At 31.4% G+C, this 20,291-nt stretch carries 14 protein-coding genes; 10 read left to right on the plus strand and 4 right to left on the minus strand.

Annotation, left to right across the window (positions count from 1 at the left end; all coding sequences use genetic code 11):
• Positions 1 to 6 precede the first annotated feature (6 nt).
• From AC23MC_RS06605 to AC23MC_RS06630, 6 genes are all read left to right on the plus strand, one after another.
• A complete protein-coding gene (locus tag AC23MC_RS06605; RefSeq protein ID WP_487567542.1) occupies positions 7 to 1,089 on the plus strand; it encodes a diphosphomevalonate decarboxylase in 1,083 nt (360 codons plus the stop codon).
• Positions 1,090 to 1,119: 30 nt separating this feature from the next.
• Positions 1,120 to 1,242 (plus strand): hypothetical protein, encoded by a 123-nt coding sequence (locus AC23MC_RS06610; protein WP_487567541.1) that lies wholly within the window; start codon positions 1,120 to 1,122, stop codon positions 1,240 to 1,242.
• Between the two features lie 216 nt (positions 1,243 to 1,458).
• Positions 1,459 to 2,397: a mevalonate kinase family protein gene (locus AC23MC_RS06615; protein WP_291091897.1), complete on the plus strand. Its 939-nt coding sequence runs from the start codon at positions 1,459 to 1,461 to the stop codon at positions 2,395 to 2,397.
• Positions 2,398 to 2,477: 80 nt separating this feature from the next.
• Entirely contained in the window at positions 2,478 to 3,398 is a 921-nt protein-coding gene (locus AC23MC_RS06620; RefSeq protein WP_487567540.1) for a geranylgeranylglycerol-phosphate geranylgeranyltransferase, read from the plus strand.
• A 66-nt stretch (positions 3,399 to 3,464) separates the two neighbouring features.
• Complete coding sequence (locus tag AC23MC_RS06625; RefSeq protein ID WP_487567539.1) at positions 3,465 to 4,370, plus strand: pseudouridine synthase; 906 nt, start codon at positions 3,465 to 3,467, stop codon at positions 4,368 to 4,370.
• Positions 4,370 to 4,732 carry a nuclear transport factor 2 family protein gene (locus AC23MC_RS06630; protein WP_487567538.1) on the plus strand — a complete coding sequence of 121 codons (363 nt, stop codon included), beginning with the start codon at positions 4,370 to 4,372 and terminating at the stop codon, positions 4,730 to 4,732. Before AC23MC_RS06625 ends, AC23MC_RS06630 begins: the two co-directional genes overlap by 1 nt.
• Positions 4,733 to 4,805: 73 nt before the next feature.
• On the opposite strand, the gene AC23MC_RS06635 is transcribed toward AC23MC_RS06630, so the two are convergent.
• Entirely contained in the window at positions 4,806 to 6,932 is a 2,127-nt protein-coding gene (locus AC23MC_RS06635; RefSeq protein WP_487567537.1) for a M3 family metallopeptidase, read from the minus strand.
• Positions 6,933 to 7,058: 126 nt separating this feature from the next.
• Positions 7,059 to 9,779, minus strand: a complete 2,721-nt coding sequence (locus AC23MC_RS06640; RefSeq protein WP_487567536.1) for a T9SS type B sorting domain-containing protein — start codon at positions 9,777 to 9,779, stop codon at positions 7,059 to 7,061.
• 379 nt (positions 9,780 to 10,158) lie between these two features.
• On the opposite strand from AC23MC_RS06640, the gene AC23MC_RS06645 reads away from it, so the two are divergent.
• Positions 10,159 to 11,451 carry a site-specific integrase gene (locus AC23MC_RS06645; RefSeq protein WP_487567535.1) on the plus strand — a complete coding sequence of 431 codons (1,293 nt, stop codon included), beginning with the start codon at positions 10,159 to 10,161 and terminating at the stop codon, positions 11,449 to 11,451.
• Between the two features lie 453 nt (positions 11,452 to 11,904).
• The gene (locus tag AC23MC_RS06650; RefSeq protein WP_487567534.1) at positions 11,905 to 12,240 is read left to right on the plus strand and encodes an integrase core domain-containing protein; all 336 of its coding nucleotides are present in this window, start codon (positions 11,905 to 11,907) and stop codon (positions 12,238 to 12,240) included.
• 12 nt (positions 12,241 to 12,252) lie between these two features.
• On the opposite strand, the gene AC23MC_RS06655 is transcribed toward AC23MC_RS06650, so the two are convergent.
• Positions 12,253 to 13,224: a hypothetical protein gene (locus AC23MC_RS06655; protein ID WP_487567533.1), complete on the minus strand. Its 972-nt coding sequence runs from the start codon at positions 13,222 to 13,224 to the stop codon at positions 12,253 to 12,255.
• 389 nt (positions 13,225 to 13,613) lie between these two features.
• Here AC23MC_RS06655 and AC23MC_RS06660 point away from each other — a divergent pair, with 389 nt between their 5' ends.
• A complete protein-coding gene (locus tag AC23MC_RS06660; RefSeq protein ID WP_487567532.1) occupies positions 13,614 to 15,449 on the plus strand; it encodes a sensor histidine kinase in 1,836 nt (611 codons plus the stop codon).
• Complete coding sequence (locus tag AC23MC_RS06665) at positions 15,450 to 16,067, plus strand: response regulator (RefSeq protein WP_487567531.1); 618 nt, start codon at positions 15,450 to 15,452, stop codon at positions 16,065 to 16,067.
• A 658-nt stretch (positions 16,068 to 16,725) separates the two neighbouring features.
• Here the strand turns inward: AC23MC_RS06665 and AC23MC_RS06670 are convergent.
• A partial coding sequence (locus AC23MC_RS06670) for a T9SS type A sorting domain-containing protein (RefSeq protein ID WP_487570636.1) occupies positions 16,726 to 20,291 on the minus strand: 3,566 nt, incomplete at its 5' end.

Raw genomic sequence — 20,291 nt, forward strand, 5'->3', positions numbered from 1 at the left:
AATTGCATGCAATCTCCTTCAGATTTTATTCCGAAAAATTATTCTAAAACAGTAGAAAATGGAAGTTTTCAATGGTCGGCTCCCAGTAATATCGCCTTAGTGAAATATTGGGGGAAAAAGGAAAATCAAATTCCTGCCAATCCATCCATTAGTTTTACGTTGAAAAATTGTAAAACCATCACAAATCTGTCTTTTTCTAAAATTGAAAAAACAGATAATTTTTCATTCGATTTGTTGTTTGAAGGAAAGCCGAAAGAATCATTCCGACCAAAAATTCAAAAATTTCTGGAACGAGTTGAGGTTTTTTTGCCATTTTTAAAAGAGTATCATTTTACGATTGATACACAAAATACTTTTCCGCATAGTTCAGGAATTGCCTCTTCGGCTTCGGGAATGGCTGCGTTGGCGGTGAATTTTATGAGTTTAGAAAAGGAATTAAATCCCGAAATAACAGCGGAATATTTTAACCAAAAAGCTTCTTTTTTGGCTCGATTAGGTTCAGGAAGTGCTTGCAGAAGTATAAAAGGCGAAGTCGTTATTTGGGGAAATCATCAGCAAACTGAAAACAGTTCTGATTTATTTGGGATTGAATTTTCTGAACTTCATCCCAATTTTAAAAATTACCAAGACACGATTTTATTAGTAGATAAGGGCGAAAAACAAGTTTCCAGCACATTAGGTCACGATTTGATGAATGGTCATCCGTATGCCGAGAAACGATTTGAACAGGCTCATCAAAATTTGTCGCAAATCAAAACCATTTTAGCGAATGGTGATGTGAATGAATTTGTCAAATTAGTGGAAAGTGAAGCTTTAACCCTTCATTCGATGATGATGACATCAATGCCCTATTTTATTCTGATGAAACCTAACACTTTGGAAATCATCAACAAAATTTGGAAATTTAGGCAAGAAACAGCCATTCAAGTTTGTTTCACTTTAGATGCCGGAGCAAATGTACACGTGCTATATCCCGCAAACGTTCGCGAAGAAGTTTTGCAATTTATTAAGAATGAATTAGTTGTGCATTGTCAAAACGAACAGTATATTTGCGATGAAATTGGAAACGGAGCTATGTTTTTGGAATAAAAAAAGTACTATCTTTATAAAAAATTTGTGATGGACATTCAATTAGAAAAGCAAAAATTAATTAAAATGCTGACAGAAACCAACGATGTTTCTATCATCAATGCGATTAAGAATGTTTTTAAAACCCAAAAAAAGACTTTTGGGAAGAATTGACACAAGAGCAACGTGATGAAATTGAAGAGGGAGAACGAGAAATTGAACGAGGTGAATATGTAGATTTTTACGAAATAATGGAAGAAATTAAAGTAAAATATCAAATAAAATAATAATTTAGTCTGTGTCATTTCGACGAAGGAGAAATCACATCACGTGAGTTTGAAAATGCGATTTCTCCTTCGTCGAAATGACACAAAAGCCCAAATAGAAACTATGAAAGGACCACTTTTTTACTCAAAAATTCTTCTTTTTGGAGAATACGGAATCATCAAAGATTCAAAAGGACTTTCTATACCTTATAATTTTTATAACGGAGCATTGAAAGTGAGTGAAAATCCGTCGCCGGAAGCAATTAAATCAAACGAAAGTTTACGAAGATTTACTGCTCACTTAGAGCAATTGCAAGCCGAGCAACCGGAGTTGGTGACTTTCAATTTAGAATTACTTCAGCAAGATATTGATAGAGGAATGTACTTTGATTCATCTATCCCGCAAGGCTATGGTGTGGGAAGTAGCGGTGCATTAGTGGCTGCTATTTATGATAAATATGCCAACAATAAAATCACGGTTTTAGAGAATTTAACACGAGAAAAATTATTGCAATTAAAAGCTGTTTTTTCGCAAATGGAATCTTTTTTCCACGGAAAAAGCTCTGGTTTAGATCCGTTGAATAGCTATTTAAGTTTACCGATTTTAATTAATTCGAAAGATAACATTGAACCAACCGGAATTCCGTCACAAGTTACGAATGGAAAAGGTGCTGTGTTTTTGTTGGATTCCGGAATTATTGGTGAAACTGCTCCAATGGTCAACATTTTTATGGAAAACTTGAAAGACCAAGGGTTTAGAAAAATGCTTAAAACACAATTTGTTAAACATACTGACGCCTGCGTAGAAAACTTTTTACAAGGCGATATGAAATCTCTTTTTAGCAACACCAAAAAATTATCTAAAGTGGTGTTAAATAATTTTAAACCAATGATTCCAGAACAATTTCACAATGTTTGGCAAAACGGAATCGATACAAATGACTATTATTTAAAACTTTGTGGTTCCGGCGGTGGCGGTTACATTCTTGGTTTTACACAAGATTTGGAAAAAGCAAAAGCTTCTCTAAAAGACTACAAACTAGAAGTTGTTTATCAATTTTAAAAAACCTAATAAAAATCAAGAATTCCAATTGATTTTTTCTTTATAGTATGGCATTATCCAGAAAAAATAAATTGATTTTAATGAAAATAATCAGTTTGTTTTCGGTGGTAAGAGGCTATAATATTCCGATTATCATTTTAGCTCAATACCTGTCGGCGATTTTTATTTTGTCTCCTAAGACGAGGGCTTTGGATGTAATTTTAGATTTAAATCTGTTTATTATCGTATTGGCTTCTACGTTAACAATCGCATCAGGTTATATCATTAATAGTTTTTACGACAGTCAGAAAGATTTAATCAATAAACCCAATAAAACAATGTTGGATCGATTGGTTTCGCAAAAAACGAAGTTGCAAGTTTATTTCGGACTTAATTTTTTTGTATTTCTGATTGCTACATTGGTTTCCTGGCGAGCTGTTTTCTTTTTTTCTGCTTATATTTTTCTGATTTGGTTTTATTCGCATAAGATAAAAAAATTCCCAATTATCGGAAATATTACGGCTGCCTTGTTGGCAATTTTACCTTTTTTTGCCATTCTGTTGTATTACCAAAAAATTGATTCCATTATTTTTAACTTAAATAATGAAAAATATTACGTCATTTTTGCTCACGCTTCTTTCTTGTTTTTATTGATTTTGATTCGTGAAATGATTAAAGATTTAGAGAATATTATTGGTGATTTGGCACAAAATTACAGAACTATTCCGGTTATTTTAGGCGAATCTTTTTCTAAAAAAATCATTACTTTCCTGGTTTTATGCACAGTCATTCCGGTTTATATTCTCATTGAAATTTATGATGTTGGTTATATGGATATCTATTTTTATGCAAGTTTTGTCATTTTAATTTTCTTTCTAATCAAATTATGGAAATCGGATTCTAAAGAAAATTACTTGCTTTTGCACAACATTATTAAGTTTATAATTGTTGCCGGTGTTTTTAGTATAGTCTTAATCAAACCATCCGTTTTGGTGCACGGAAGAGATGTTTTGGATATATAAACCTGAAAAGTAAAACAACTTCCGATTCCAATTTCCAATTGCGTATCTTTGCAAAAATTTTCAAGGATGGACAAGAAAGACGGAAGCAACAGAAAATCAACTTCCAACAGAACTACAAAGGGTAAATCAACGGGTTTTAGTAAGCCAAAACCAGCAATGGATAAGCGTTCGCAAAAGCCTAAAAAAGCAACAGCAACAGCGGCTAAATCGACTGGGTCAAAAACTACAGCAGCAACTCCGGCAGCTAAACCAAAAGTAAAATCAGACGATATTCGTTTAAATAAATACATAGCCAATTCCGGTGCTTGTTCGCGTCGTGATGCCGATATTTACATTCAATCAGGAAACGTAAAAGTAAATGGTGTAGTTATCACTGAAATGGGATATCAAGTAAAACCAGGTGATGTCGTTAATTTTGACGGATCAACGATTATTCCTGAAAAGAAAGAATATATTTTATTGAATAAACCGAAAAACTTTACCACTTCCGTGGAAGATGATCGCGATATGCGAAATGTTTTTGAATTAATCAAAAATTCTACGCAAGCCAAAGTGCAAGCGATTGGTAGAATGGATAAAAATACAACCGGACTTTTGTTGTTTACGAATGATACTGATATCATTCGTAAATTCAGTTTACCGAATCAAAAATCGACAAAAATTTACCAAGTTACATTAGATAAAAATCTAAAATTTGAAGATTTAGAAAAAATTGCCGGTGGTGTTTCATTTGATGAACATAAGTTATATGTAGATGAAATTAGTTATATCGAAGATCAACCGAAAACAGAGATTGGAATAAAACTTAGAACTCCAAATGTAAAAGTAGTTCGTGCTATTTTTGAAAAATTTAAATATGATGTTTTAAAAGTAGATCGCGTTTCGTTTGCCGGATTAACCAAAAAGAATTTACCAAGAGGAAATTGGCGATTTTTAACGGAGCAGGAAATCATTAATTTGAAAAATTATTAATGAATTCACAAGAAACAATGTCAATAGCCTACAAATGGTTTGATGCATTTAATCAACATAATTTAGAACAATTATTATCGCTTTATGATGATAATGCCCAACATTTCAGCCCGAAATTGAAACTTAGAAAACCCGAAACAAACGGGTTGGTAATTGGAAAAGAAGCCATGAGAGATTGGTGGAAAGATTCATTTGAACGTTTGCCAACATTAAAATATAAGGTAACGTCGCTCACAGCCAATACAGATAGAGTTTTTATGGAATATGTTCGATCTGTGAACGATGAAGAAGATTTGTTGGTGGCAGAAGTACTTGAAATCAGAGATGGTAAAATAGTTTTCTCAAGAGTTTACCACGGATAAAATAAATTAAAAAATCCCGAAATGATAATCATCTCGGGATTTTTTTTGAATTAAATTAACCTAACCTATATAATTATTTTGATTTTTTGTCTAAGCCACGTTTTTTCAACAATGGTTCAATGCTTGGTTCTGCTCCTCTGAATTTTTTATATAATTCCATTGGTTCTTCTGTTCCACCTCTTTCCAAGATGTTTTTTCTGAACGAATTTGCTTTTGCAGAATTGAACAATGATGTTTTTTTGAATTGATCAAAGGCATCAGTATCTAAAACTCCAGACCAAATATAGCTGTAGTAGCCGGCAGAATATCCACCTGCAAAAACATGACTGAAATAAGTAGCTCTGTGTCTAGGAATAATGGATTTTATTAATCCTTTGCTTTTCATTGAATTCAATTCAAACTGATTGGCAGAACCTGAAATTGTGCCTTCCGAAGTATGAAAATCCATGTCTAAAAAGGCAGAAGCTAAATATTCAACTGTAGCAAAACCTTGACCATAGGTTCCGGCATTTTCTAATTTTTGGATTAATGCATCCGGAATCACTTGTCCTGTTTTATAATGTTTAGCATACATTTTTAATACTTCCGGATCTGAAGCCCAATTTTCCATAACTTGTGATGGTAATTCTACGAAATCTCTTGAAACACTTGTTCCTGCCAAACTTTCATAGGTTACGTCGGAAAGTAATCCGTGCAACGCATGACCAAATTCATGAAAATAAGTCGTTACTTCATCAAAAGTAAACAAGGCCGGAGCGTTTTCCGTTGGTTTTGTAAAATTACAAACAATTGAAATTACCGGAGCAATTCGTTTTCCGTTTTCTGTTTTTTGCGGACGGTAGGATGTCATCCAAGCACCACCGCGTTTTGAATCTCTTGGATAAAAATCCATGTATAAAATACCCACATGGGTTCCATTTTTTTCAGTTACTTCCCAAACGGTGGCATCGTTATGATAAGTTGGAACGTCTTTTAATTCTTTGAATTTTAGTCCGTAAAGCTTCTCGCAAACCATAAAAACACCGTCGGTAACAGCGTCTAAACTAAAATAAGGTTTTAATTCATTTTCATCTAAATCAAATTTTTGCTTTCTTATTTTTTCACTATAATATCGCCAGTCATAAGGCTGAACGTCATCTTTTATGCCTTCAGCAGCCATCATTTGCTTGATTTCTGCTTCTTCTACTTTTGCTTTTTCTAAGGCAGGTTCCCAAAGTTGATTTAAAAATTCCATTACTTTCTCAGGAGTTTTTGCCATGCTTTCCTCCAAACCGTAATGAGCATGTGTTTTGTAGCCTAATAATTTTGCTTTTTCCGCACGCATTGAAGCCAAACGAATCGCAATTGAATTATTATCAAATTCATTACCGTTGTTACAACGATTTTTGTAAGCTGTCCAAACTTCTTCTCTTAATTTTCTGTTGGACGAATATTGAAGAAATGGCATAACACTTGAATTCGATAAAGTGATTACCCATTTTCCAGGTTTACCTTTTGCTTTTGCAGTTGCAGCAGCAGCATCAATAAAGTCGTTAGAAAGTCCGGCTAAATCTTCTTTAGAATTTATAACTAATTCGTAATTGTTAGTTTCCGCTAATATATTTTGACCAAATTTTAGGGTTAAAACCGCCAATTCACTGTTCAATTCTCGAAGACGTTGTTTGTCTTTTTCATTCAAATTGGCTCCGCTACGAACAAATCTTTTGTATGTTTTTTCTAATAATTTACTTTGTTCCGGATTTAATTTCAGTTTTTCTTTTTGTTCCCAAACCGATTTAACTCTGGCAAATAATTTTTCGTTTAGATTAATATTGTCTCCGTGAGCAGACATTAATGGAGCAACTTCTGTAGCAATTTTTTGAATTTCTTCATTCGTATTTGCTGAATTCAAATTATAAAAAACGGTAGAAACATTAGATAATAATTCACCTGAATTTTCTAATGCAAGAATGGTGTTGTCAAACGTAGCAACACTTTTGTTATTTGTGATGGCTTTTATTTCACCGTCTTGTTTTTTTATTCCTTCTTCAATAGCCGGTTTAAAATGTTCATTTTTAATTAAATGAAAAGGTGGAACATTAAATGGTGTATTGTACGAATTGAAAAAAGGGTTAGAAGAAAATGAATTTTTGAGTTCTTGTGCTTCAATTTGACTAACTGATAATCCCATAATCATCATTAAAAAAATTTTATTTTTCATTGGAAATTTAATTTAAATAGCCAAAGTAGTGATTTTTTGATGGTGCCTTTTTTAGATTAACTTATTTTTAAGACAAAAAGCCAATCAAAATGACTTGATTGGCTTTTTGTAACACAATAAAATATTTTATCGACTTTCTTCTCGTATAATATAAATCCAGCCGGTTTTTGACTCGCCATTTTTAAATTCTATCACATAATAATATGTTGCAGAAGGAAGTTCTTTACCGTCATCTGTTTGACCATACCATTGATTGGTATAATTGTTTAAAGCATACACTTTTCGTCCATAACGATTAAAAATTGAAAGCTTATCAACATCCAATAAAGCCAAATCAAAATAGTCATTTAAGTTGTCACCGTTGGGAGAAATCCCTTTTTGAATACCACAAAAAATAGTTGGAATGCTAATGTTTTCTTCTGCAAAACAACCATCCACAGAAGTTGCTTTTACCTTAAACTCTAATGGAAAAGTTTCGGTTTCAGGAGTGCTTCGAATATATTCTGTTACATTAAAAGTAGATGAGTTGGATCCAACAGTTACACCGTTTTGATTCGTCCAAACATAATCATTTAAAATTAAATTGGAATTGTCATTGAGTTGAACCCCGATTGAGAATTGATTGTTTTCACATTCATCAGTAATTAGTATCGAAAATTCGGGTATTACAGCAATTGTTGTAGAATAATTTGTTGTACAACTTGGGTCTAAAGGTCTAAAAGTATAAAGCGTTTCTTGAGTTGAATTGATAGTTGCGGGTTCCCAAACACCTTCAATTCCATTATCCGAATTGGTTGGTAGAGAAATTGATTCACTATTGAAACATACCGACTCCGGCAATGAGAATGTTGGAATTGTGGGTTGATTAACAAAAACCGTTAATTCAAAATTCCCGGCACATTCTGAATTAAGGGCAGTAAATGTATAAGTGCCTCCATTTAGGTTATCAATAGAGGAAGGCTCCCAAAATCCATTAACTCCATTACTATCTTCATCAGGTAGAATAGGAACTTCATCACCAGAACAAATTGTAATTGTGTTTTCAAAATCAAAAACAGGCGATGGAAAAGAACTAATAATGACAGTTAGAGTGAAATTATTAGCACACTGATTTTCGTCTGGAGTAAAAGTATAAATGTTTCCATTTTCTTCACTAATCACAGCAGGACTCCATTCGCCACTAATTCCACTGTTATCTGTTAAGGGCAAAATGGGAGCTTGAGCAATAGTACAAATTGTAATTTCATTTTCAAAATTGAAAGTTGGTGTTGCTGGTGATGTAATCGTAACGGATAAAGTGAAACTAGTTGCACATTCATCCAACGTTTCAAAAGTGTAAACTCCATTTTGCATATTGTCGATTGAAGTAGGTGTCCAAATTCCTTCAATTCCATTTGTAGAAATCAATTCTAAAATCGGAACAGTACCATTTTCGCAAATGGTTAATTCTGATTCAAAATCAAAGGCTGGAGTAATAAATTGATTTAAAAACACTATTATAGTTAGATATTCATTGCTTTCACAACCATCAACAGTCTGAGTAACATAATACGTTGTATTATTTACCAAAGGAGTGTCGGAAGGTAAAGGAATTGTTCCGTCAGCATCTGCATACCATTGTAAATTGGTTCCATTCACTACTAAGAAATTTAGTGTAAAAACCACAGTTAAAGGGCTACAAATAGTTTGAGTCGTTTCTCCGGTTGGAGCAGCAGGAGCAGGGTTGATTGTCAAAGTAACCGCAGTTCGAGTTAAACTAATGCAATTGGAAGTTTCATTTTGGGCTTCAGCATAATAAGTAACACTTCCAATAGTTTGCAAAGTTGGATTTGTAATGATATTTCCATCTATTTCGGCATCATACCAAACAATTATTGAACCATCTGATGTAGTTGCATTTGCCGTTAATGTTTGAATTGGACTCGCCTCGCAAACCGTTTGATTTCCTCCTGAAGTTGGTGGATTTACAATAGGATCAGTTAAATTTATGGATATATTTGAAGTTGTCGTGCAATTATTTATGATGAAATTGAAATCAGAATATGTTCCTGCATTCAAGTTAGAAATCACATAATTTCCGTTTTCGTCTGCCGTAATTGAGTTTGGTCCAATCGAATCACCATCATCCGAATAAGTAAAAGCATAAGTTGAATTCGCATTCAAATTTGAAATCATAATGCTTCCTTCAGAACCACCGCAAGTAATTGGATTTCCAAAAATAAATGCAGGTTGTTCAGTAATGGTAAAATAAGCTTTGAAATTATTGCCAAAATCGCTAACAAAAACAGTATCATCACATTCTGAATTAGAGTTTAAATCACCTGTTGCATCATAGTAAACTTCTAAAACATAGTTGCCCGGAGTAAAATTTGTTAAATCAACCGGAGCATAGGGTAATGTTTGTCCGTCTTCAATAACTTCTTGCCATTTTTGATCTCCTTCACCACAAGGTCCGCCGGACGGAAATTCGCTTGAACCAACAGTACAATTTTCAAAAAAAGGAAAATCAATTATTGAAAAAGCACCTGGAGCTTCCGATTCCAAATAAATTCGATAATTCATTCGAACACTGCAAGCGTTTCCGCTACTGTTTTTAAACGTTTTTACTTCTCCGCCACGTAAAACAAAAGTGCCTGAGTTCTGAATAAAAACACCAAAATTCGTATTCGTGAATACATTTTCAGGAGGGCCAATCAAACTTGCACCTTCACCGGTTGTATTAAAAAAGTTGGATGTATTACAATCGGTAATCCAAACAGCAGAAGCAAAAGTGCCAAAATTTTGTGCGTTAAGTAAACTTGATTTGGTAGAAAATAAAAATAAGCAAAGGAGTAGAATTCGTTTCATAAAATATCTGTGTAATAAATAAACTAAATAACTTTCTAAATTAGTTAATTTTATTAAAATCCGAATATTTTAAGAATAAAATTTTATAAAAATCAAATCGCAAACGTTATAGTTTGATAAATAAATTTTCTAACGAACAAAAATTCACAAAAAAAGCCCAAACTTTCGTTTGAGCTTTGTGCGGGTAATAGGTGTGCATGCATGACATTAATGATGATTCAAAAAAAGTAATTATTACCTCAAAAGCATTGTAAATAAAGCCTTTATAAGTTTTTTAGATTAATATTAATCTTTGTTGATTTCTATTAATTAACAAATTTAGGGGAACATTAGGGGAATAGAGCAAATGTTTTTTATATTTGTTTAAAAATAAAATAATATGGCTTCAGGTAGTTTCAGAGTTAAGACAAAAAATGATTGGAATGCAATTTATTATCGTTTCAAACAATCAAATGAGTTTGACTTAGAATGTTCAACTGGATTGAAAATTCCAAATGGAAGATGGAGTATTTCAAAATCTGAAGTTTTGCAAACGAATGGCTTTGATAGTGATAATGTTAATTTGACTATTAAAGATTTAGATCGGTTTATAGTTAGCGAATTCAATAAAGGATTAAAAGAAGGAGTAGTTTTCAATTCTACATGGTTAAAAGAGAAGATAAAAGTTTTTCTCAATAGAGAAACAAAAAATGATTTGATTGATGATCGAATATTTTTTTCAAATTATATTAATTCATTTATTGAAGAATCTAAAACAAAAAAAACTAGGAATAACACTTTAGTAAAACCAAGAACTATTCAGCATTACAAAACGACATTAAAAAAAGTTGAAGCTTTTGAAAGTTATAAAAATAAGAAATTATTAATAACTGATATTAATTTGCAATTTCATTCTGATTTTGTTGATTTTTTAGAAAAGAAACAAAAATTAAATCCTAATACAATCGGTGGTTATGTTGACGATATAAAATTAATGATCAACAATGCAGAGAGAAAAGGTATAAAAGTGAATAACGAGATAAAGATGCAAAGTTTTTATACTCCAAGCAATAAAACGAAGGATATTTACTTGAATGAAGTTGAAATCAATTCAATCTTTAATCATGTTTTTGAGTTGGATTATCTTGATAATGCCAGAGATTGGTTTATAATTGGATTGAGAACTGGATTGAGAATTTCAGATTTCTTAAGACTGACTCCAAAAAATATCATTGATGGTTTCATAGAAATTCAAACTAAAAAAACTGATTACCCAGTTATCATTCCAATTCATAACCAAGTACAATCAATTCTTGATAAAAGAAATGGTAAATTTCCTAGAGAAATAAGTGACCAAAAATTTAATGACTACATAAAAAAAGTATGCGAAGAAGCCGGAATTAACGATAAAGTTGAAGGTGCAAAAATAGATGAAATTGAAGTAAAAGAAAATGGAAAGAAAAAGAAGATTTTTAGAAAAAAAACAGGAATATATCAAAAGTATGAACTAGTTTCTTCTCACATTTGCAGACGTTCTTTTGCAACCAATTTATATGGTAAATTAGATACTTTGACTATTATGAAAATTACAGGACATCAAACGGAAAGTCAGTTTTTGAGTTATATAAAGATTACTCCGAAACAGTATGCTCAGCAATTGAGGGAATATTGGAATAAAAATTCTATCAACTAACTATTTGGTGTTAATTTTAAAAACTATTCGATTATTAGAAAGTATCAAATTTTGGTCCTTTAGTAGTTCTACAGCTATTTTTTTTTAAAAATTTAAACTAAGTAAAAGGAGATATTCTTTAACTTCGTTAGTTGACTTCATAATATGTAAATGTATACTTCAACAAACCCAATCAAATGAATTTATAATGAATTATTTTATTATAATAACTCTAAGAAAAAGCCCCTGCAATACATTACAAGGGCGATAATAATCTAAATATTGTAAATCGTCAGCAAAAAGTGTACTGATTTAGACAAAAACTAAGAGAGTGTTTTCAAAATCCTTAAATTTGAATTATTATGAAAACACCAAAGAAACAAACTGCAGAAAACTACATCAAAGAAATTCGTAGAAATACACGAAGAATCTTTAGCTCTGAACAGAAAATCCTATTTAAAAGATAGTTATCAAATGGATCAAATTCACGGAAGACCCAATCATCCACAAACACAAGGAAAAATTGAACGCTATCACAGAACCATGAAAAATGTTGTGAAACTTGATAATTACTTCGCTCCAGAAGAATTAGAAGCTGCTTTAGAAAGATTTGTTTATAGGTATAACAATGAACGCTATCATGAATCATTAAACAACTTAACCCCAGCAGATGTATATTTTGGGAGAGGTGAACTGATTTTAAAAGAACGTGAACGATTAAAGAAAATTGCAATTATAAACCGAAGAAATGAGTACCAAAAATCAAAATTATTAACAAATCAAAAAAATCATTTATCTTTGAATTATTAACGAAATACTCTATTAGCAAAAGTCCAATTTAGTTTGAAGATATACAGAAAAAGCTACATCAAGGGTATTGTTAGCAAGAATATGAATAAGATTATTTTTACCTTGAAAAGTAAAAGAGCCTCCAATATACCAACCACCATTTCCATCAGGAATACTTACCCAATTTGTACCGGTAATTTTTGGGAAATCATAGTCAGGTAAATCCGAAGATGTTGTCAATATTGTTGAGCTTCCTGTGTAGTGGCCAGCGGAAGAGAAGGAACCTCCTAAGTAAACATTATCACTATCGTACTTAATTACATCCACAGTATTATTGGTAGAAACCGAGGGAATTGAAGCAGCTGTTAAACTTTCAATTGCTGCGAAATATTTATTTTCTCGATCACTAATAATTGTAAAACTACCACCAGCATATATTATGTTTCCATCTTTTGCCAAGGTGTTAACAGCTCCATTAGGATTAGGATTCCAAGGTAGAACAGTTCCAGTTAATGAGTTTACCGCAGCAAGGTTGTTTCTTGCTTGACCATTTATTTGTGTAAAACTACCGCCAACATATAAAGTAGAACCTTCTAAAACTAAAGCTCTAATAGTGGAATTTGGATTTGGAGAAAAAGCTACATCAAGGGTATTGTTAGCAAGAATATGAATAAGATTATTTTTACCTTGAAAAGTAAAAGAGCCTCCAATATACCAACCACCATTTCCATCAGGAATACTTGTATTAATAGTATTTCCCACTGATAGAAAGCCAATAGCATTTTTTCCTTCGGAATTAATTAATGCAATACCAGAGGTTTTGTAACCTGCAGTAGAAAAACTACCCCCAATGTAAATACTGGTACTATCTTGAACTATTGTGTTTACAGTTCCGTTTGTAGAAATTGAGGATGGATTCAAGGTCTGTGAAAATGAATTAGTCACAAATCTAAGTAGTATCAGAATGGTGAAAAAATATTTTGCCTCTTTTAATGTTAGATTCATAAAAATAAAATTTAGTATATATGTGTTTCCCTTGATGTATTGTCTATATAACAATTACTAAAATTAAATCAAAAGCCCATTATCTTGAATATTGGTTGCAAATTATTATTTTTCATCCGGTAAAAGTTTTCACTTCGTTTCTCTTGAATAATTCCACTTTAAAATTTGCTGAAATGAATTTTTTAGAAAAAAAACAGTAATTAATGTTAAAAAATATTAATTTTATCAAAATAATTAACATCCAAATTTAATCATATGTTAAATTTTTATCAATACCTGATTTCAGGTATTTTTTTAAGAAAAAATTCATCAATTTTGATAAATTTTAACTTCAGCAAATGATTGTTAAGTGTTTTTTTAGAAAATGTTTATTATTTTTTGTGCTTTTGTTGAATATTTGTATTTTAATCGCACAAACTTCTGAAGAAAATTATCCAGAGCCACTACTATTAAATGGTTCGAATGATATTCACTTAAATGATTTCACATCCTATTTCATTGACAATAAAAACAGAAATAATATCGATGAAATTTACCTAGAATTAACAAATAATAAATTCCAAAACTGGAAAGGAAAAAGCACTTTAAATTTAGGCTATTTAAAAAGCCCGCTTTATATTCATGCGAGGTTTACAAGCAACTCTTCTGACAAAATGAAATACTGGTGGAGTATTTATAGTCAAGCTGATTCAATATTTGTTTTTGAAAAAAACGATAAAGATCAATTCAAATGTATTGATACTTTGTCGTCATTAGAGCCCTTTCCTAAAAGGAAAACAAGAGTGAGATTTATGGCTTCGGAGTTAAATTTTGAACCAAATGAAACAAAAGAGTTGTTTTTGAAAATTATCAATACAAAAACCGCCCATAATTTTATTACAGATATAACAACACCTACTGATAATTTATTTTGGGAGAAAAGCTTTTACTGGTCACTAGGCTTAATTTTCGGTTGTTTAGTTTTTGTTTTAATTACTAGCATGGCTTTGGCTTTTTTTTTAAGAGAAAACACATTTTTTATCTATAGCCTTTACATTGTAATCGTAATGATCATTATTCTAAAAATGGAGTTATTGATTTCAGAAGTCTTTTCAGAAAATTTGTTTAATTTTATGAAGAAACTCGATACTTTCTCATTGAGTATCGTTGCACTTGGGTTATATTTTAAGTTTTTATTTTATATCAAAAAGTTTACATATAGTAACTCAAAAGTTACATTTTTTTTGAAGAGGAGTAGTGCTCTTTGTTTGTTTATTGGTTTGGTTTTGCTTTTTTATGAGTTTATTTTTTATGAAAAGATATCAACTGCTAACTTCAGTTTTCCGGTTATTCATTTCTCTAAAATTGCATTGATTTTTCTATTGTTCATCACTATTTTTTGTGTTATTGTTTTAGGGAATAAAAGAAACTTTATCTTCGTTATTATTGGACTTCTATTGGTGTATTTTAATCCGGCAACCTATTTTTTGAACTATGAAGGAATCATAGATATGTATAAAATTAGTTATCCGAATTATTTTTACTGGATTCTTTGTCTAGAATTTATCGTTTTTGTCTGTCTTTTGAGTTGGCGTTATAAAAAGAAGCATAGTGAAAACGAGATATTAATCAACCAACAAAAACTTTTGGAAAGTAAGAAATATGCACAAGAATTAGAAATTCAATTAAAAGAAAGAAATGAAATCGCTTCTGACTTGCATGATGATCTTGGTGCGACATTGAGTGCTTTGAAGTTGATAATATCCAATAAATATAAAAATGATTTTGAACTTATTAATATAGTTACAAAAGCAAATAATGGATTAATAAATTTTTATAATGAATTGATAACAGCTGATTTACAAAATTTAGGTTTATTTGAATCATTAACGGAGAAAATAGCCTATTTAAATAATTTAAAAACAATTCTATTTACTTTGATAACTGTAGGGGAAGAAGAAAATATTCCGAAAAACTATTTATTACCTATTTATAAAATTTCCTCAGAGCTTTTAAACAATATAGTTAAACACTCTAAAGGGAAAAAATGTGTTTTTCAGTTGATTGTTAACGATTTAGATATTTTATTAGTTTGTGAAGATGATGGAATTGGATTTGATGAAAATAAAAATCACAATGGAATGGGTTTAAAAAATATAAAAAATAGAGTAAGTAAATTAAGTGGAGATATTCATTTTTCGAGTAACCCCAATGGAACAACTTATATTATAACGATACTTAAGTAGATGATGAAAAATGAGAAGCTAACTATTGTGATTCTTGATGACCATCAATTGTTTATTGATGGACTATTACACATATTTAAAGATGATAATAATTTTGAAGTTATAGGTGTTTTTAATGAGAGTGTTGAATTTTTGAAACGAGTAGAAGATTTAAGACCTAATATAATAATTTTAGATATTCAAATCAATGAAGAAAATGGATTTGAAATTTTTAAACGATTGAAAGAGTTTAGTTTAGAATCAAAGATTTTATTTATCTCTATGTTTAATACTCAAAAAAATATTAATAAAATAGTTAGAATGAAAGCAGATGGTTTTTTGTCAAAAAACTCTACCGCAGATGAAGTTAAAACAACAATCAAACAAATAATTGGCGGGGATTATTCTTTCTCCTCAAATAACAACGAAATAATTTGTGTGCCTTACCCTTATTTACTAAGTGAAAGGGAAATTGAGATTATTCAATTAATTAAAAAGGGATTTACATCCAAAAAAATAGCATATACTTTATCAATAAGTGAATTTACAGTAGAAACGCATAGAAAAAATATTTTTAAAAAGGTTCAAGTTAGTTCAGTATCTGAATTGATTTCTTTTTGTTATGATAAAAATATCTAGTAAATCTAGAGGTTTAGGTTACTTTTTTGAAGCATTCAGTTAGATTTGTTTCAAACGGTAAATGTTATTTTACACTAGCCTTTAAGGGGAGAATAGGTGAAACAAACTCCAAAAGAACAAATCTAAATGATTATGATGAGCCAAAACTTTTTAACCTTAGAAAATAAAGAAAAAGATTATAAAAATTATTTTCACAACTATACATCAATTCAGAATTAGAAAGAAGTATGCTATAACTTTTGAAGGTTTTAAACAATTATTTAAGAGAAAATAACAGCATTAGCATTGTTTGGATATAAAATAATTTAATTTTTATAGATTATAAATAATATCAAAAATCAAGCAATTTTAAACTTCCCAGCGGGTTTACTACTATAATATTATTTAATCAAGTTGAAAACATGAAAAGAATTAGAAGAAAATTTCATTCAGCATCCAAAGCTAAAGTTAGTATTGAGTTTAAGCTATTTTTTTTTAAAAATTTAAACTAAGTAAAAGGAGATATTCTTTAACTTCGTTAGTTGACTTCATAATATGTAAATGTATACTTCAACAAACCCAATCAAATGAATTTATAATGAATTATTTTATTATAATAACTCTAAGAAAAAGCCCCTGCAATACATTACAAGGGCGATAATAATCTAAATATAAACTGTTATTTCTTAACTATTACTTTCTTAGTGATATTCAAATTCTTATTTGAAATATTGACTAAATAAATCCCATTTTTATCAATCATCAAAGGAATCAAATTTTCACCTTCTACAATCTCCTGATTTTTTGAATAAATAGTTCTGCCTAACAAATCCGTAATTGTTACAGAACATTTTTCATTAGATTTTGAATTTATAGCAAGACTGAAATTACCAGTGTTTGGATTTGGAAATAAGGAAATTGCATTAATAATGTCAAATGATCTAACACCTAATGTAAATTGTGCTTCTCCCTCAGTTTTCATATCTTCAACATTACCAACATTATCAGTAGCAATGGTAAAGAAAGAATACGATTGATTCAACTCGCCTTCAAAAGAATAAGTTGTACCTACTAGGTATGGTTTCAAAACTTCAAAAGGCAGGCCATTTTTAGAATAATAAACCGCGTAACTTCTAACACCAGAACCAACATCGCTACCTGACCAAGAAAGATTAATATTCAAATTATCATTTGTGATTGTCCCGTTCATCTGACTGATCGGCTTGACAATATCACTAGTATTTAGCCATTCATTGGTTATTATGGGGGGATTTGTATCAAAATATATAGCCGCAGTATTTTTTATTTGAGTATTATTCGAGATATCGGGAAGTGTTTTAATTGTAAACATTACTGCACCCTCTCCTTCAGGACTATTGATATTTGGTGGTAAGATACCGGCAAATGGGTTTTCAGTTTCTAATAAAGTTACGGGATCTATAGATTTAAAGGTCCATGTGGCAGTTCCTGTTACCATGTCTAAATCTGCTACAATTCTTGCAATGATATTATTTGAGGGTCTTAAATCCACATCTGTTTCAAAATGTTTTAGACCGCTTGGAACAGCAATTATCGAATCACGTATGCTTATAAAACCAAGTTGAAAAGTAGATAAATCAAATACCGATTGGTCTATTACGTCAACAATTCTTACCGTTTGTGCAGCTGCCGAAGCAGTTGCGATGTTTTCACATCTGATAATATATGGAATTATCTTATTTGGTTGGATGAAATTTTCACTACCAATTCCCAATGGACCTGCTTTATCATTGGGATCAAACGAGTTTATAGTATTTACAGGAAGTTGTTGAGGATTTACCTTTTTTTGTGGCTTCTTATTACCACAATCAGGATCAGGAGCACCACAAGCATCTTGAAAATCACTAAAATCTAATGCAGTTAATATTAAATCCTTTACAACATCATTGGCAATTACTGATCCTCCGGGAATTGGAATGCATCCAATTAGAGCCTGCGTTGTACCAATAAAATAATCTGCTAAAATTTGATTTCCATCATTCGAGTTTCTAATTGCTGCACCTATAACAGGGTCAATTTGTGATCTAAATAATCCATAGACACAGCCAACTGCTGGCACCAGACCTACTAAAGTAGAAACTGTATCATCAAGGCAAGCAGCCCAACCAGGACATAAAGGTGACCCATAAATGGATGTTTGAGTCCAAGTACTAATAGTAAAACCAACATTTTGTACTCTTAATTTAAAATTTACTACAGCTGTTTGGAGTGGAGGTATATTTCCAATTAACACCATGTAAACTTTCTTGGTTCCAATTATATTAAAAGTATCATCAGTCTGCACAAATTCAGGAACCATTTCACTATTTATTAAATTCCCCTCATTATCAACTATAACAAAACTGTTAATAAAGTCTATTTCAACATCATTGTCTACTGCTATGTATAATGGAACTCCTCTTTGGTCAAAATTGCCAAGATTTTGTACTACAGCACTATAAGACTGCCAAGTGTTGGGTCGTATTACGCCAAAACCAACGATTGTTGCTTCTGTATCTGCAGGTAGTCCTTCTCTAACTTCAAAAGCGTTAAATAAAACAATTTCATTTTGATTTGGAATATTTACAACAACATCCCAAAAGCCTAAAGCTACGGGCAGATGTAAATCCAATATCGCGTTAATTCTAATACCATCGAAAATAAATGTTGAGGAAGAAGGAATGACTATGTCCGCTTCTCCGCTTCTTCTAAAAGTGATTGTTGTTCCGTCATCAAAACCATTTCCAGTAATTAAAATTGCAATATCACCGCCGATTCCACCAAAACTTGGAGTAATTCCTTGAACTAAGGGTGTGAATGTAGTCTGAGGAAAAGTTAAAGAAGCTAGACCTCCATAATTTATCCCATCAATTGATGCAAAGCTACCTCCTAAATACAATAATTCATCGTTTGCTGAAAATGTATTAATCTGACCGGTAATACTCGGAAAAAATAACTTTGGGATTGCTGAATTTGCATCAATAATAGCAAAATTTGAACAGCTTTGTCCACCTGCTGCTGTAAATAAACCACCAACATAAACATTGTTTGCTTTCGGTACTAAAGCAGTTACAGGACCATTAACAATTGGATTCCAATTTTTCAATAATCCTAATGGTTTTGTGAAAGCTGCAAGATTATTTCGATCATTACCAAAAACCTGTGAGAAGCTTCCCCCGATATATATGTTTGAACCTGTAACCTGCAAATCATATATTGTACCATTTATATCAGGATTCCAAGAAGTTAAAGAACCATCCAAAATCTTAAACGAAGACAATCGATTTCTGCTCTGGCCACCAATGTTTGTATACTCTCCCGCAACATAAACAATGCTATCTGACACAGCTAACTTTGTAATTTGTCCGTTTGCGTTAGGATTCCAAGATGTTGCCAAATTATTAGTTAAATTGAGTCCTGCCAGATTATTTCTAGTTTGGCCACCAATTGTAGTAAAACTACCTCCTGTATATAAAGTCGGTCCAAATTTCTTGACTGTTTTTACTGAACCATTCGGACTAGGATTCCAAACCGTTGCATTTCCAGAAGTCAAACTCACTTCGGCTAAATTGTTTCTTGGTTGTCCACCAATAGATGTGAATGAACCCCCAACATAAATACTTGAGCCACTAATTTCAAGTGTTTCAACTGTGCTGTTAGGATTAGGATTCCACGTTGTTATGAGACCGGTTTCTTTAGATACTGCCATTAAATTGTTCTTTTGTTCACTATTTACAAAACCAAAAAGGCCACAAACAACTACATCTGAGTTACTTTGCAGGATTTCATATACTCCACCATCTGGTTTAGGGTTCCATGAAGTAGAAGTATTATTAGAAGTATTCAGTGAAGCTAAATAATTTCTAGATTGACCTCCAATAGTTGTAAAATCTCCTCCTGCATAAATAGTTGTTCCAATTAATTTCAAACTTCGTACTAAGCCATTTGAATTAGGATTCCAAGTAGTTGCATTGCCTGTGGATAGACTTACCTCAGCAATTGAATTTCTAGGCTGACCGCCAATAGAGGTAAACGACCCTCCTAAGTATGCACTTGAACTACCATTAAGAGCTATTGTTTCTACCAAACCATTTGGATTTGGGTTCCATGAGGTTATTAAACCAGTAGCTTTCGAAATAGACATAACACCGGTACGATTTTCTGATTTCACATATTGAAATAAGCCAGATGTAGAAATTGTAGATCCAACCACATCCAAATGAAAAA

Source organism: Flavobacterium sp. T50_26, assembly GCF_057652995.1.

Coding starts and splice junctions, on each gene's coding strand:
- AC23MC_RS06605 (WP_487567542.1), top strand. CDS start 7: ATGCAATCTCCTTCAGATTTTATTCCGAAAAATTATTCTAAAACAGTA.
- AC23MC_RS06610 (WP_487567541.1), top strand. CDS start 1,120: ATGGACATTCAATTAGAAAAGCAAAAATTAATTAAAATGCTGACAGAA.
- AC23MC_RS06615 (WP_291091897.1), top strand. CDS start 1,459: ATGAAAGGACCACTTTTTTACTCAAAAATTCTTCTTTTTGGAGAATAC.
- AC23MC_RS06620 (WP_487567540.1), top strand. CDS start 2,478: ATGAAAATAATCAGTTTGTTTTCGGTGGTAAGAGGCTATAATATTCCG.
- AC23MC_RS06625 (WP_487567539.1), top strand. CDS start 3,465: ATGGACAAGAAAGACGGAAGCAACAGAAAATCAACTTCCAACAGAACT.
- AC23MC_RS06630 (WP_487567538.1), top strand. CDS start 4,370: ATGAATTCACAAGAAACAATGTCAATAGCCTACAAATGGTTTGATGCA.
- AC23MC_RS06635 (WP_487567537.1), bottom strand. CDS start 6,932: ATGAAAAATAAAATTTTTTTAATGATGATTATGGGATTATCAGTTAGT.
- AC23MC_RS06640 (WP_487567536.1), bottom strand. CDS start 9,779: ATGAAACGAATTCTACTCCTTTGCTTATTTTTATTTTCTACCAAATCA.
- AC23MC_RS06645 (WP_487567535.1), top strand. CDS start 10,159: ATGGCTTCAGGTAGTTTCAGAGTTAAGACAAAAAATGATTGGAATGCA.
- AC23MC_RS06650 (WP_487567534.1), top strand. CDS start 11,905: ATGGATCAAATTCACGGAAGACCCAATCATCCACAAACACAAGGAAAA.
- AC23MC_RS06655 (WP_487567533.1), bottom strand. CDS start 13,224: ATGAATCTAACATTAAAAGAGGCAAAATATTTTTTCACCATTCTGATA.
- AC23MC_RS06665 (WP_487567531.1), top strand. CDS start 15,450: ATGATGAAAAATGAGAAGCTAACTATTGTGATTCTTGATGACCATCAA.